Annotated in this window: 9 protein-coding genes and 1 pseudogene; 2 read left to right on the top strand and 8 right to left on the bottom strand. The window is 71.7% G+C overall.

Annotated features, from left to right (window positions below; genetic code table 11):
- Nucleotides 1-10 precede the first annotated feature (10 nt).
- Together ACFFCN_RS11540 and ACFFCN_RS11535 are read right to left on the bottom strand one after the other, a co-directional pair.
- Nucleotides 11-3,430, bottom strand: coding sequence for a CDP-glycerol glycerophosphotransferase family protein (locus ACFFCN_RS11540; protein WP_375491727.1), 3,420 nt, complete (start codon nucleotides 3,428-3,430; stop codon nucleotides 11-13).
- 58 nt (nucleotides 3,431-3,488) lie between these two features.
- Nucleotides 3,489-4,334, bottom strand: a complete 846-nt coding sequence (locus tag ACFFCN_RS11535) for a stage 0 sporulation family protein (RefSeq protein WP_375491725.1) — start codon at nucleotides 4,332-4,334, stop codon at nucleotides 3,489-3,491.
- 204 nt (nucleotides 4,335-4,538) lie between these two features.
- On the opposite strand from ACFFCN_RS11535, the gene ACFFCN_RS11530 reads away from it, so the two are divergent.
- On the top strand, nucleotides 4,539-6,110 hold the full coding sequence (locus ACFFCN_RS11530) for a SpoIID/LytB domain-containing protein (RefSeq protein ID WP_375491724.1): 1,572 nt from the start codon (nucleotides 4,539-4,541) through the stop codon (nucleotides 6,108-6,110).
- A gap of 3 nt (nucleotides 6,111-6,113) precedes the next feature.
- Here the strand turns inward: ACFFCN_RS11530 and ACFFCN_RS11525 are convergent, their stop codons facing one another.
- The 6 genes and pseudogenes from ACFFCN_RS11525 to ACFFCN_RS11500 form a co-directional block, all read right to left on the bottom strand.
- The gene (locus ACFFCN_RS11525) at nucleotides 6,114-7,322 is read right to left on the bottom strand and encodes a DNA polymerase III subunit delta' (protein ID WP_375491722.1); all 1,209 of its coding nucleotides are present in this window, start codon (nucleotides 7,320-7,322) and stop codon (nucleotides 6,114-6,116) included.
- The gene (locus ACFFCN_RS11520; RefSeq protein WP_375491720.1) at nucleotides 7,319-7,912 is read right to left on the bottom strand and encodes a MarR family winged helix-turn-helix transcriptional regulator; all 594 of its coding nucleotides are present in this window, start codon (nucleotides 7,910-7,912) and stop codon (nucleotides 7,319-7,321) included. Before ACFFCN_RS11520 ends, ACFFCN_RS11525 begins: the two co-directional genes overlap by 4 nt.
- Nucleotides 7,913-7,950: 38 nt before the next feature.
- Nucleotides 7,951-8,577, bottom strand: a pseudogene (tmk, locus tag ACFFCN_RS11515) (dTMP kinase); the annotation flags it as partial.
- On the bottom strand, nucleotides 8,574-9,410 hold the full coding sequence (locus ACFFCN_RS11510; RefSeq protein ID WP_375491719.1) for a class I SAM-dependent methyltransferase: 837 nt from the start codon (nucleotides 9,408-9,410) through the stop codon (nucleotides 8,574-8,576). The gene ACFFCN_RS11510 and the pseudogene tmk, both read right to left, overlap by 4 nt.
- 10 nt (nucleotides 9,411-9,420) lie before the next feature.
- Complete coding sequence (locus ACFFCN_RS11505) at nucleotides 9,421-11,646, bottom strand: bifunctional MFS transporter/dTMP kinase (RefSeq protein WP_375491717.1); 2,226 nt, start codon at nucleotides 11,644-11,646, stop codon at nucleotides 9,421-9,423.
- Nucleotides 11,643-13,088, bottom strand: coding sequence for a metallophosphoesterase (locus ACFFCN_RS11500; RefSeq protein ID WP_375491715.1), 1,446 nt, complete (start codon nucleotides 13,086-13,088; stop codon nucleotides 11,643-11,645). The genes ACFFCN_RS11505 and ACFFCN_RS11500 overlap by 4 nt, the downstream gene beginning before the upstream one ends.
- A 110-nt stretch (nucleotides 13,089-13,198) precedes the next feature.
- Between ACFFCN_RS11500 and ACFFCN_RS11495 the strand changes: the two genes are divergently transcribed.
- A complete protein-coding gene (locus ACFFCN_RS11495) occupies nucleotides 13,199-13,969 on the top strand; it encodes a trans-aconitate 2-methyltransferase (RefSeq protein ID WP_375491714.1) in 771 nt (256 codons plus the stop codon).
- Nucleotides 13,970-14,061: the final 92 nt, after the last annotated feature.

The raw sequence follows: 14,061 nt of genomic DNA, 5'->3' as shown, positions 1-14,061 counted from the left end.
CCGGCCGGGATCAGGGTAACGGAGGTGCCGGGCCGAAGATCGCATCGACGACCCGCTCGGTGGCATGTCCGTCGTCGCGAGGCGCGAACCTGTCCAGGAACTCGTCGCGCCGCGCCTGGAACGGCGCGTCGACCTCGTCCAGGTGGTTCAGCGTGTCGGCGAGGTCGTCCTGCGTGGTGACGATCGGGCCGGGCAGCTCGGTGTCGTAGTCGAGGTAGAAACCACGCAGCACGTCGCGGTAGGCGGCGAGGTCGTAGGCGTAGAACACGATCGGCCGGCGCAGGGTGGCGTAGTCGAAGAACACCGATGAGTAGTCGGTCACCAGCACGTCGGCCGCCAGGTAGAGCTCCTGGATGTCCGGATGCCGCGACACGTCTCGCGCGAAACCGCGCAGGTGTTCGGGCACCTCGAGCTTGTTCCGCACGTGCACGTGCATGCGCAGCAGAAGCACCGTGTCACCGGCCTCGCCGCCGAGCTGCTGGTACAGCTTGTCGAGGTCGAACGGCAGCGCGAACGTGAACTGCCCGGGCGCCATCGTCTGGTCGTCGCGGAACGTCGGTGCATAGAGCACGACCCGCTGCTCGGGCCGGATGCCCAGCCGACGGCGCACCCGCTCGCCGATCTCCGCGGCGCCCGGGCCCTGCAGCACGTCGTTGCGCGGGTAGCCGACCTCGAGCACGTCGCCGGTGTAGCGGAACGCGCTGCGCAACGCCTGTGTGGTGAACGGGCTCGGCGAGACGAGCGTGCCCCACTGCGCCGCCGCCGTCGTGGCGCGGTACGCGTAACCGTTGTCCCGGCCGTGCACACTGTCGAGGTCGTGCAGCATCCGCTTGAGCGGTGTGCCGTGCCACGTCTGCACATAGATGCCGTCCGGGCGGCGGGTGACGTAGTACGGGAAGCTCTGGTCGCTGACCCAGTACCGCGCCCGCGCCAAGTAATAGTAGTACGCCAGCGAGTGCCGCTCGACGGTCTTCGTGTCCCGGTCGGGAAGTGGCGTCGGCGTGACGAACGACCACACCTTGCGCAGCGGCAGCTCACGCCGCAGCAGCTCCTCGTAGATGCGCCGGGGGCTGTCGGCGTACTGCTTGCCCATGCCCGACTCGAAGAACACGAGGTTGTCGTCGACGGGCAGCAACCGCAGCAGCGGGTAGAGCCGACGCATCGCCGGCAGGTAGCGACCGCTGCGCCGGAACACCCGCCAGCCGAGGCGTACCACCTCGTTGTCGAGCACGGCCTGCTTGACGTCGCGGTGGCGACGCAGCGCGCTGCCCGCCCGGAAGATCCGTTCGCTGTTCTCCCGGTCGTGGTGGGCCAGGAAGCGCTGCGACCGTTCCCGGTACTTCTCCGGCATCGCGAAGTCGTCCCGCGCCCGTGCCGTCAGCTCGGCGAGCAGCCCGTTCAGGTGCAGCCGCACCGGCCCGGGCAGGTCGAGGTCGGGGTCGACGTGCGGCGGCAGCAGGTCGTCACGGTCGAACTGGTAGTAGATCACCGGCTTGCCGAGGAACGAGAAGTCCCAGCCCACGCTGGAGTAATCGGTGATCAACATGGCGCTGCGCTTGAGCAGGTACTGGACGTCGACCTCGCCCTGCTGCACGATGCGCGCCGGGACGTCGGCGAACAGGTGCCGGTACTGGCGCATGTTGGGATGCAGCGCGAAGACGAGTTCCAGGTCGTGCCGGTCGACGAGCGTGCGCAGCCGCTTGCTGGTCAGGAACCTGTGCCACGCGCGGTGGAAGTCCGACGCGGCGTAGCGGTCGATGTCGTAGAGGTTGAAGCGCCACGTCGGGATCACGAGCACCTGCCGTGGATTGCGCTCGACGTCGTCGTTGAACAGGGCGTCGAAACGTGCGAGACCGGTGACCGCGACGTCGTCGTAGTCGAAGCCGAAGTCGCGCACGATCAGCCGACGCTCGGGCTCGGAGCTGACCACGAACATGTCGGTGTCGAAGTCCGCGGATCGGCGGTAGACGTCGGCGCTCCACTTGGCGCCCATCACGCCGTGCTGCAGGAAGATGCGTGCGCCACGAACCTTCTTGTCGAACGAACGCGTCCGCATCGGGAAGAGGTATTCGGCGTGGTGCGTGCCGGCGATCTTGGTGGCGAGCAGTGAGACACGCACGTGCTCGCGCGACTTGTGCGCCACGACGTTGCCGTACGGCTCGACATTGCGTCGTTCGGGCGAGTTCGGGTCGATGACGTAGTAGGCCTCGACGTCGGGGTGTTGCTCGCGCAGGTGTTGGAAGAACCGGTACCCGTTGTCCTGCGCCTTATAGGGCTGCTCGCCGATGAGCCAGACGTCCTTGCGTCCGTGTCGCAGGCTGTGCCTGACGCGGTCGACGTGCCGGGTGCGCACAGCGCGACGCAAGTACATCTCGACGTCGCCGTCGAAGCGGGCGAGCCGGAACGACGTGCGTTTGGCGACGAACGTGTAGTACGGGTTGATCGCCAGGGCCGCGTCACCGCGGTGTGCCCAGCCGGCGTTCGTGAGCACCCGCTTCACGAACCGGGTGCGACCGACGCGCACCTCGAACGGTTGCCGCTCCTGCGCGGGCTGCAGGGACACGTAGGCGTCGAAGGTGTCGTCGGCAAACGCGGGATCGTCGAGCAGCGGCGCGCAGTCGAGGTCCGCGGCGATCCGATACCAGCGCATGCCCCAGCGAGTGGCGATGCGATGCGCGTCCGGTGTCAGCCGCAGCGGCGTAGCGGCGCGGTAGTCGGTGGTGCGGCCCTTGAGCAGCAACTCGCCGGTCAGCACGTCGTTGTGCCGGGTACTGAGCCATCCCCGCAGCTGCACGACACCGTGCCGCACGGTCAACCTGCTCACTTCGACCCGGCCGTACTGCAGTACGTCATGGTCGACGGCCACCGCCAGCGCGCCGCCGACGACCACGTGCGGGCGTAGCCGCCGACCGCGCGCCTCGATCTCGTGCAGGCGGCCCAGCCGGGTGATGTCGGCGACGCCGAGCGGCGGCCGGTAGCGCACGCGCACGACGCCGTCGGCGACCCTGGTCCGGACCACGTCGTGGCGGCCGGTGAGCTCGAGCCGCTCCTCGTCGGCTGCGCCGAGCACCGCGTCGACCTCGACATACAGCATCAACACCGCGGCGTCGTCGAACGGCTTGGCCGGCAGGTCCGCGAGCGCGACGGTGAGGCGATAGGTGCCGGCGTCCGAACGCAACCCGGGCAGCTGGGTCCATCCGCGCTCGGGTCGGCCGGCGTCCGGTAAGTCCTCGGCGTAGCGCGCCCAGACGGCATGCGGTGTGACTTCGCTGCCGGGTAGGAACTCGATGTCGAGCACGTCGTCGCGCTGCTCGACGGCGAGCTGTGCGATGAGCCCATGGCCGGCGAGCCCGACGCCGCGCTGGCGCACGTGCAGCACCGTGCTGCGCGCCTGGCGTACGGCGCGGCGCGCGATCTTTTTCAGCGGCACGCGGCGACCGGCGTCCAGGTGCGGCGACGAGTTTCGCGAGCGGTCATGACCGCTCAGTCTAGGTGGTGGGCCGCTCGCCGATCGTGTCCCCGCGGGACTCGTAGGCCCTGCGCGACCCGCATACCGAGGCGAGCGCACACGCCTGCTTACGGCCGTCCGCGTTCATCCGCACGACGACGTTCTCGCCCGGCACGTCGTGGCCCACGACGGTGCCGGTGCCGTCGGCGGTGTCGACGGCGTCACCGACGGCCGGGGCAGTCGCTGCGAAGTCCTGGTAGAGCGGGTGCTCGTACTTCAGGCAGCACATCAACTTGCCGCAGGCGCCGGAGATGCGCAGCGGGTTCAGCGGCAGGTTCTGATCCTTTGCCATCCGCACGCTGACCGGCTCGAAGTCGACGAGGAACGTCGAGCAGCACAGCTCCCGCCCGCACGAGCCGATGCCGCCGGTCAGGCGTGCCTCGTCACGTGCGGAGAGCTGCCGTAGCTCGACCCGACAGTGCAGTGTCGCGCCGAGGTCGCGCACGAGCGCGCGGAAGTCGACCCGGTGCGGCGCGGTGAAGTACAGCGTGACCTGGTTGGTGGCGGCACGGTGGTCCACGCCGACGATCTTCATCGACAATTCGTGTTCGCGGACGAGCCGACGAGCGGCGACGCGGGCGGTGGCGCGCTTCTTGCGGCTGGCGGCGGCATCGCGTTCCGCGTCGGCCCCGGCCATGCCCGCGAGAACGGGCAGGCCGCCGACGTCCTCGCTCACCCACTGCGGCGCCCAGACGACCTGCGCGACCTCATCGCCGTCGTCGGTCGGGTAGAGGACGTGGTCGCCGACCTGCGGCGTCGTCGATCCCGGGTCGGCGTAGTACAACCGGCCCTGCGGCTGGAACACCACCGCGCAGATCATCGCCACGCGCCCACCCTAGATCGGACGGACGTCACCCGGCGAGGCGTCGGCCACGGGTAGCTCCCCGTTGGCCGCGCGGTTTGCACCCGCAACCGTCGCTAACCGGGTGGGCAACCCCCGAGATAGCAACGGCGCTGGGTGCAAACGGGGTTCTGCGCCGACCGTCGTCCAGCGTCGGACAGACTCAGGAAGCCCCGTTAGAGTGCGCGCGTGATCAATCGTCGTCGGCTCGTCGCGCTGCTCGCCCTCCCGCTCGTCGCGGTCACCGTCACCGGCACCGCGTCCGCCCGCCCGGTCACCCCGAACAGGCCGCTCCCGGACGGGCTCCGTCCTGCGGTCCAACGCTCCGTCTCCACGTGCGAGCAGGACAACGTGTGCACGATCGTCAAGGACACGACGCCCGGCGATCCGTCGTGCACCGGCTACTCGTCCCAGACCACGCCACCGCCGACGATCCGCGTGCTCGTGCGAACGGGCGACGACACGCACGGCACGTACAACATCCGGTCCATCTCGTTCGACGAATACCTGCAGAACGTGCTGCCCGATGAGTGGGCGGGCTCGTACGACTTCGACGCGGTGAAGGCGGGCGCAGTCGCGGTTCGCTCCTACGCCTGGTACTGGGTAACTCACTACGGCGGTTACATCGGCAGCACGCGTTCGAGCTCCTCGTGTTTCGACGTCACGGACGATTCGCGCGAATTCCAGGAGTATTTGCCGGGCACCGCGACGGATCGAACGAACAAAGCCCTGGCGCAAACCGCACAGGTGGCAGCACGGGTCAACAGCAACATCCTGCAGACGTCCTACGAGTCCTACATAAACAATCCCGACGAGAGCTGTGGCCAATACGCGAATGGTTCTGTTATGAGCCAGGTCGGCACGCAGGCGTGCTTCGACTCGGACGAGCATCGCGGCGGCAGCACCGGTAATAAATACAACGTCATCCTGGGGAAGTACTACTACCGAGGCTTGCAGCTCGCGACCGCGCAACAGCAGCGCACGCAGCACGACTTCACCTTCGAGCAGACGAGCACCCCGGTGACCTTCGTCAACGGCACCTGGACCATCGACGACGGGTACGGCACGGTCTTCCATTACGGCACGACGGGTGACGTGCCGGCGATCACGGACGACGGCGACGGGTTCGCGCACATGACGGTGTGGCGGCCGTCGGACGGCACCTGGCACCTGGCGGGCCCGACCGGGAGCACGACGCAGAACATCGCCTACGGCACCAAGGGCGACATACCGGTCGCGGCGCACTACGACGGCATCAACAAGCCCACCGTGATCGCGCTGTTCCGCCCGTCCACGCACACCTGGTACCTGTACCAGCACAGCGGCGGCGGTTCCTACGGCTCGACGGGGGACGTGCCGGTGCCCGGTGACTACGACGGTGACGGCACGACGGACATCGCGGTATGGCATCCATCGACGGGTGTCTGGTACGTGCGGGGGGCCGACGGCTCGACCGTGCAGCGGGTCGCGTACGGCACCAAGGGCGACATCCCGGCGCCCGGCGACTACGACGGCGACGGGAAGACCGACATCGCGATCTACCGGCCGTCGACCCATCAGTTCTGGGTGCGCGGCCAGTCGCCGGTCACTTACGGCACCACGGGCGACGTGCCCGTCACGGGAGACTTCTCCGGGGACGGCAAGGCCGATCTCACCGTGTACCGCCCGTCTACGCGCACGTTCTATGTGTACGGCCACGCGGGCGCGGCCGTGGGCGGGTCCGGCGCGACCCCGATCGGCTCCGCGCCGTATCGCGGGTAGGCGCTACAGCCGCAGCGCGGCGGTCATCGCCTCGACGGCGATCCGCGGCTTGACGTTCAGCTCGACGGCGTCCCGGCAGGCCAGGACGGCGTCGAGGCGGCGCAGCGCACCGGAGGCGTCGACGCGGCTCGCGACGGTGCGCACGTCGTCGGCGAAGTCCGGATGCGCCGGCGCGACCTGAGAGCCGGCGTGCACGAGCAGCACGTCGCGGTAGAAGGCGGCGAGGTCGACGAGCGCGCGGTCGAGCGCGTCGCGCTGCGTGCGGGTGGTGCGCGACTTCTGCCGCCGCTCCAGCTCGCGCAGCGCCCCGGCCGAGCCACGCACCGACGCGGCCACGCCCTTGCCGGTGGCGCCTGCGCCCAGCGCCACCTGCAGCGACTCGGTCTCGGACGCGTCGAGGTCGTCGGACAGCGCCTTCGCCTCGGCCTCCGCAGCGCCGACCAGATGGTCGGCGGCGTCCAGGCAGGCCCCGAGCGAGGTCAACGACGCGGGGACGGCGAGCACCGCGGCGCGCCGCTCGCGCGCATCGGCGTCGCGCGCCAGCCGGCGGGACCGCCCGACGTGGCCCTGTCCCGCCGCCGCAGCCCACGCGGCCATGCCCGGCTCCACGTCGGCGTCGCGCAGCACACCGGCCACTGCCTCGGCCGACGGCGTGCGCAACGTGACGAGCCGGCAGCGCGAACGGATCGTGACGCTGACGTCGTCCGGGTGCAGCGACGGCGCGCAGAGCAGGAACACGGTGCGACCCGGTGGCTCCTCGACGGCCTTGAGCAGCGCGTTCGACGCCTGCTCGGTCAGCCGGTCGGCGTCCTCGATGACCACGACCTGCCACCGACCGCGCGACGGGCGGCGCCCGGAGCGCGCGACCACCGCGCGCATCTCCTCGACGCCGATCGACAGGCCCTGCGGCACCACCTGGTGCACGTCCGGGTGGGTGCGCGAGGCGACGGTGTGGCAGGCGGCGCAGTGCCCGCAACCCAACGCACCGGGTGTCTCGCACTGCAGCGCGGCGGCGAAGGCGCGGGCGGCCACCGAGCGGCCCGAGCCCGGCGGTCCGGTGAACAGCCACGAGTGCGTCATCGCCGCGGAGGTGGTGTGCCGCGCCTGCACGCCGACGGAATCCCCCGCCACGACGTCCGCCGCCGCAGCTGCTGCCGCACGCAGTGAGTCGACCGCCTCGGCCTGACCGATCAGCGCGTCCCAGACCGTCATCGCCGCGGCGCGCCCGGGCCGGCACCCGGCTGTGGCGCGGTCGCGCTGGCCTGCGCCAGCAGCGCCCGCAGCGAGTCCGCCAGCGGGCCGAGTGACCCGAGGGCGAGGGGGGCGAGCAGTTCACGCTCGGCGCCCAGCAGCGCCTCGAACGCGGCGTCCACGCGTTCGCGCCCGTCAGGGGTCAGCGCGACGCGCACCAGCCGGCCGTCGTCCTGATCGGCGGCGCGGGTGACGAGGCCGCGCTCGGTGAGCCCGTCGAGCCGGCTGGTCATCGTCCCGGACGTCACGTAGGTGGCCAGGGCCAGCGCGCCGGCCCGCATCTCGAACGGCTCACCGGCCCGACGCAGGGCGGCGAGGACGTCGAACTCGTGCCGGCGCAGGTCGTGCTGGGCGAAGATCGCCGCGCGCCGCTCGCCGAGCACGCCGGCCAGCCGGTCCAGGCGCGACATCACCTCCAGCGGGGCGATGTCGAGGTCGGCGCGCTCGCGTCGCCAGGCCGCGACGATGTCGTCCACCTCGTCCGGCGCCGCAGCGGCACCCGGGATGTCCGCGGCGTCACCCGGCTCACCTACGAACGGCTCGGGATCCACGACGTTCATGCTAGGTGGAGCGCCGGACGCGGCATGCCTCAAGCGCGCAGCCGGCGGTGCAGCTCGGCCGCCACGGCGTCGGCGAGCTCGTCGGGCGGGCGGGTTGCGTCCAGCACGAGGTAGCGCTGCGGCGTGGCCGCGGCCAGTTCGCGGAACCCCGCGCGCACGGCCTGGTGGAAGTCGAGGGAAGCCGCCTCCAAGCGGTCCAGCTCGGCACCGCGTGCTCCGGCGCGGGCCAGACCGGTAGCCGGGTCGAGGTCGAGCAGCACGGTCAGGTCGGGCAGCAGCCCCTCGGTCGCCCACTCGGTCAGCACGCGAGCCTGGGCGACGGACAGCCCGCGGCCGGCGCCCTGGTAGGCGAGCGTCGAGTCGACGTAGCGGTCGGTCAGCACGACGCGGCCCGCGGCCAGCGCGGGCCGGACAACCGTGGCGACATGGTGCGCGCGGTCCGCGGCGTACAGCAGCGCCTCGGCGCGAGGGGCGACGTCGCCGGCCGGGTCGAGCACCAGGCGGCGCAGCTCGCGGCCGAGGTCGGTGCCCCCGGGTTCGCGGGTGGTGACGACGTCGTGGCCGGCTGCCCGCAGCGCCTGTGCCGCGCGGGCGATCTGCGTCGACTTGCCGGCTCCCTCGCCGCCCTCGAACGCGACGAACAGCCCCATGGTCACGAGGTGGGGCGGGCCACGCCGACCAGCGAGTCGAGCCGCGCGAAGTTCGCGCGGGCCAGCGGGTTGCGCACGGTGCGCGTCACCCGCATGCCGGCCTGCCCGGCGACGGTGCGGTGGGTGCGCGGCGTGAAGTGCCAGATGTGCTCGGTCGGCTTGAGCGTCCACCAGCGCGTGCGCAGCATGCGTGCCGGGACGGACGAGAAGTACGGCGTCGAGAACAGCGCCACACCGTCGTCGCGCAGCAGGCCGCGTACCGCGGTCCAGAACGCGACCGGGTCCGGCACGTGCTCGAGCGTGTCCCACGCGCAGATGACGTCGAACTTGCCGTCGAGCGGCGCGTCGGCGAGCTGCGTGTTGTGCACGTCCAGGCCGAGCGTGTCGCGGGCGTGCGCTGCGGCGCTGTTGGACAGCTCGACGCCGGCGACGTCGAAGCCGCGCTTACGTGCTGCGTCGAGGAACAGCCCGTACGCGCAGCCCACCTCGAGCAGCCGGGCGCCGTGCGCCGGGCGGCCCAGTTCCCGCTCGGCGAGGGCGAGCCGCCCGGAGGTCCACTGCCGCTGCAGGACCATCGCCGGGCTCAGCCGACCGGCAGCGCTGGAGACGCTGCCGTAGACGCTGCCGTCGCCCTCGAAGTAGCTGGTGTCGTCGTACATGCGCTGCAGCGCCTGCGGGTTGAGTCGCGGACTGACGAACACGAGTTTGCAACGCGGGCAGCGCACCACGCCGAACGGGTCGAGATCGTAGATGGGCCGTCCCTCGCGCCGGCAGACACAGCACTCGACCGCCTCGGTGTCCGCACGCGTCCACGCTGCGTTGGTGGGGGCGGCGGTCACGCCCAGCACGTTAGCGCGCCGGCGGTACCGCCTGCGCCGGGTGCTCAGCGCTCGGCTCACCCGGCTGCTGCATCGGTTGCGCGACGACGTCGACCGCGTCCGGCTGCGGCTCGGTCAACAGCGCGGCGCGCGACTCGGCGAGGCGCGTCAGACGGGCGAGGACGTTCTCGGGCAGCACGTCGGGCACGTCCGGCGGACACATCAGATAGCGGTCCGGTTCGGCGCCTACTTCGTTGTGGAGGGCCTGCGTCACGGCGTCGGCGTCGATGTCCGCGACGTGCTCGCCCCCGCCGCTGAACGCGGCGCCCCGGTTGCTGCCCGCCTCGACGACGAGCGTGAGGTCGGGGAACAGCCCACCCGTGCTCCACGCATTGACCGCCCGGATGCGGTCGACGTCGGCGCCCCGGCCGCCGCCGTGCAGCGCGAGCGAAGTCAGCAGGAAGCGGTCGCACACGACGACCTCGCCACGGTCGAGTGCGGGCCGGATGGTCGCGGCGACGTGCTCGGCGCGGTCGGCCGCGGACAGCAGTGCCGCGGTCTCCGGCTCGACGCCACCCGACCCGTCACCGCGCAACAGCTGCGCGACGTGCCGCCCGGTCGCCGAGTCGGTGGGCTCGGCGGTGCGCGTGACGGTCAGTCCGCGGGCACGCACGGCGTCGGCCACCAGCGCGGCGTACCCGGCGGTCGCTGTGCCGTCGAGGCCGTCGACGCTGACGAACAGGCCGGGGTGGTCGTTGCGGTGCGCCATGCCCGTGCGCAGCACGCGGTGGCGGACCAGGTCACGGAAGCGCGTGCCCGATCGGGTCGCGCGCGACGTCGCGTAGTAGCTGACCCCGAGCGCCACCGCGCCGCCGAGCAGCAGGGTCAGTCCGGGGCCGGAGAAACGCAGGTAGGTGTCGTTGCCGAACGGGATCGCGTGGGAGCCGAAAGCCCCGGCCAGGACAGGTCCCAGGGCGATCGTCGCGAACAGGGTCAGCCGCACCGACGAGAGCACGAAGGCGAAGATGCGCCCGCGCAGCCGCTCCTCGACCTCCTGGCCGATCAGCGTGTAACCGATGACCCACGCCATCCCGGCGAACACGCCGACCAGCGCCGCGAGCCCGTCGGCGAGGACGAAGTTGCGGATCAGCGACATCACGATGAGCGTCACGCCGGCGCCGCCGATCGACACGCCGAACACGAAGCTGCGCGCGTACCTCGGCAGCACCCGCGGGCCGATGAGGATCCCGACGGCGAGTCCGGTGAACAGCGTGCCGAACATGATGGCGTAGCCGGCATTGCCCGCGGAGAGCGTCTTAACCCACAACAGGGCGACGCCGGCGGTGACCCCGCCCGCGGCGAACGCGCCGATGATGCCGACGTACAGCCCGCGGATCAACGAGTTCTTGCGGACGAAGCCGACGCCCTCGCGGAGCAGGCTGAAGACGCTGGCCTCCTGCTCGCGCTTGCGCGGCACCACCGGGATGTCGCGTCTGCTGAGGAACACCGTGGCCGCGCTGACGAAGAAGGTCACGGCGTTCAGCAGCAGGGCGATGACGATGCCGGCGTTGACGTGCCCGGCGGTGGTGCTGTGCGCGCCGCCGATGAGCCGGTCAGCGGCCGAGAGCAGGGCGAACACGATGGCCGCGACGGGCACCGTGCCGTAGACGGAGAACAGGGATATCTGGTTGGCGGTCGGCAGTAGCTTCTTCGGCACGATCGAGACCCAGATGACCTGGTTCGCCGGCTGGATGAACAGCCCGGCGGCCTCGATGACGAACTGCGCGACATACAGGGTGGTCAGGTTGTAGCCGATCGCGATCGAGGCGTACAGCACGCCCGCGACCAACTGCCCGGCCATGACGGTCTTGCGTCGGTCCCACTTGTCGGCGAGCGCGGCGGCGAATGCACCGACCAGCAGGTCCGGTGCCAGCCGCACCAGCAGCACCCCGGAGATCGCGACACCCTGGGTGGCGATCGACTGCCCGCGGGTCAGCTGCTGCGCCAGCGCCGTGTTGGCCAACAGCCCCAACCAGTCGCCCAGGCTGGAGAACGTGATCGCCGCCCACATCCGGCGGAAGACCGGGATGCGGAACAGCGCGAGCAGGGTGTTCTCCCGGTGCTCGCGCCGCGGCGCCGAGGCCGCCGCGAGGTCCGATGCAGTGACGGCGCCGATCCCGGTCGCTGCGGTGCCGTTCGATGTGCTCGCCGGGTCGCCCGGGATGCTCGGCTCCGTGGGGCTGTCCGGGCTGCTCATGCAGGCACCGTCGCGAGCAGCGTGGCGACGTCCTTGCGCACGACGCTCAGTCCGACCTCGCCGATGCCACCGAGCGTCACCTCGTCGACGCCCCACAGCCGCTTCGTCGCGCGGTCGAGGTAGACGACCGACAGCGAGACCGGGTCCGGCGGATCGCGCTGCACGCCGCGCAGCCCGGACCCGCCCGACGTGCCCTGCACGACCACGACGGCGTCGCCGTAGCGGCGCACCGAGCGCTGGTGGGTATGGCCGGCGAGCACGAGCGGCGCCACGCCGTCGATGGCGCGGCCGGCCGCCGGGTCGTGCACGCAGACGACGTCGACGTGTTCGCCGCGCAGGCCGGCCGCGAAGGCCTGCGCCGCCTCCGAGACGCGATGTGCTGCGTGGTCGTCGCCGGTCGTCTTGTCCGGCGTGAACCGCGGGTCGGCCATCCCGGCGAACCGCACGCCGGCCACCTCGCGCGGGCCACCTTCGGCGCTCAGCACGACGGCGTTGGGCTGCTCGGCGACCGCTGCGGCAATGCCCGCGGAGTCGTGGTTGCCCTTGACGAACACGTACGGCACGCCGAGGCCGCCGATCTGCCCGGTGAACGCGTTCTCGGCGGGCGTCCCCCAATCGACGAGATCGCCGGTGTCGACGACGGCGTCGACGTGGTACTCGGCGATCATCGCCTGCGCGAGACCGAACGCGACCGGATTGAGGTGGATGTCCGACACGTGCAACAGCCGGACGGCGTCCGCCGGCGGCGGCTCGGGCAGCGCCGCGACCTTGCGGTAGACGCCGGTGCCGGTGCGCAGCAGGTCAGCGAGCTGGTCGCGGTAGGTGTCGAGACGTGCCGGCGCGGTACGCAGGTCGCCGAGCAGCAGCGGCGCCTTGTCGAGCAGGCCGCGCAGCTGCGGCTCGCGCCACGCGTCGCGGTCGAGCGTGGCGGCGCCTATGGCGGCGACGCCGGCGAGTGCGGCAGCCGCGGCTGCAGGGCTGGGGCCGACGTCCGCGCGACGGCGCGCGGTCAGCGCGCCGGCGGCGGCCGCACCCCCGAGCGCCGCGACCACGGTGCGGGCGGCAAGTGCCACACCGAGCCGGCGCGCCTGGTCACCTGCGCGGTCGAGCACGGTGTGCAGTTGGTCGCGGACCGCCGCGGCGTCGGTGGCGTCGTCGGGCATCCGCAGCAGGCCTTGCGCCCGGCTCGGGTCGACGTCGGTGGCGAGCACCTCGACGCGCAGCGGGCCGCGGAAGATCGGCAGCGTGGCGTGTCCCGCGGGCGGGATGTCGACGCGCACGCCTGCGGTACCCGCGGGGACGGCACGGGCGGCGACCTGCACCGGACCGAGCCAGCCGCGCGCCCGGCCGCCCAGCGCGACGCCGAGCGAGGCACCGGTCAGCCCGGTCAGCACGGCGCGCGCGGCCCGTCGCACACGCGGCGGGGCGGCGGCCGGAGACACCTCGGAAGTCTAGGACGACGGGGCCTGCACGCCGCTGAGGCTGCGATCCCTTGACGTCAAGATATAATATCTCGACGTCAAGTTACCCGCCACGGCGAAGGATCGGTGACATGCGCTGGGACCCGCAGCAGTACGCGAGGTACGCCGGCGAGCGCGGCCGGCCGTTCGTCGACCTCGTGAACCGCGTCGGCGCCGACGCGCCGCGCCGCGCCGTCGATCTCGGCTGCGGCCCGGGCGAGCTGACCGCGCTGCTCGCGCAGCGCTGGCCGGACGCGATCGTCGAGGGCATCGACTCGTCGCCGGAGATGATCGAGGCGGCGGCGGCGCGCCAGGGTGGGCGGCTGTCGTTCCGCGTGGGAGACGTTCGCCGGTGGACGCCCGCGCCGGACACCGATGTGATCGTCACCAACGCGACGCTGCAATGGGTGCCGGAGCACCGGGAACTGCTCGCGTCGTGGTCAGCCGCGCTGCACCCGGGCGGCTGGCTGGCGATGCAGGTGCCGGGCAACTTCGGCGCTCCGTCGCACACGTTGATGCGCTCGCTCGCCGAGTCCGCGCGTTGGCGCGATGCTCTGCACGACGTGTTGCGGCACGACGACGCCGTCGCCGAGCCGGGTGACTACGCGAACCTGCTCCTGGCAGCCGGACTCGCCGCGGACGTGTGGGAGACGACGTACCTGCACGTGCTGCCCGGAGCTGACCCGGTGCTCGACTGGGTGCGCGGGACGGGTCTGCGGCCGGTGCTCGCGGCGCTGTCGGACACCGATGCCGCCGACTTCAGCGCCGAATACGCCGCACTGCTGCGCGCGGCCTACCCGCGCACCGAAGCGGGCACGCTGTTCGCGTTCCGGCGCATCTTCGCCGTCGGGCACCGCGAATGATCATCTGTCCCGCCCCTGTTCCCCCGCTGATCAACAGTAGGTTCTGGTCGCTCTGGTGCGCATTTCCTGCTGTTGATCAGCGAGGGGTTGGG

Source organism: uncultured Jatrophihabitans sp. (genome assembly GCF_964246335.1).
Lineage (GTDB): Bacteria > Actinomycetota > Actinomycetes > Mycobacteriales > Jatrophihabitantaceae > Jatrophihabitans.
The sequence above is the reverse complement of the archived record's forward strand: the minus strand, read 5'-3'. Positions and strand labels throughout refer to the sequence as shown.

What these genes read in the sequence shown, in the direction of transcription:
- ACFFCN_RS11505 (WP_375491717.1), bottom strand. Translation starts at nt 11,646, where the DNA reads ATGAGCAGCCCGGACAGCCCCACGGAGCCGAGCATCCCGGGCGACCCG.
- ACFFCN_RS11495 (WP_375491714.1), top strand. Translation starts at nt 13,199, where the DNA reads ATGCGCTGGGACCCGCAGCAGTACGCGAGGTACGCCGGCGAGCGCGGC.
- ACFFCN_RS11525 (WP_375491722.1), bottom strand. Translation starts at nt 7,322, where the DNA reads ATGACGGTCTGGGACGCGCTGATCGGTCAGGCCGAGGCGGTCGACTCA.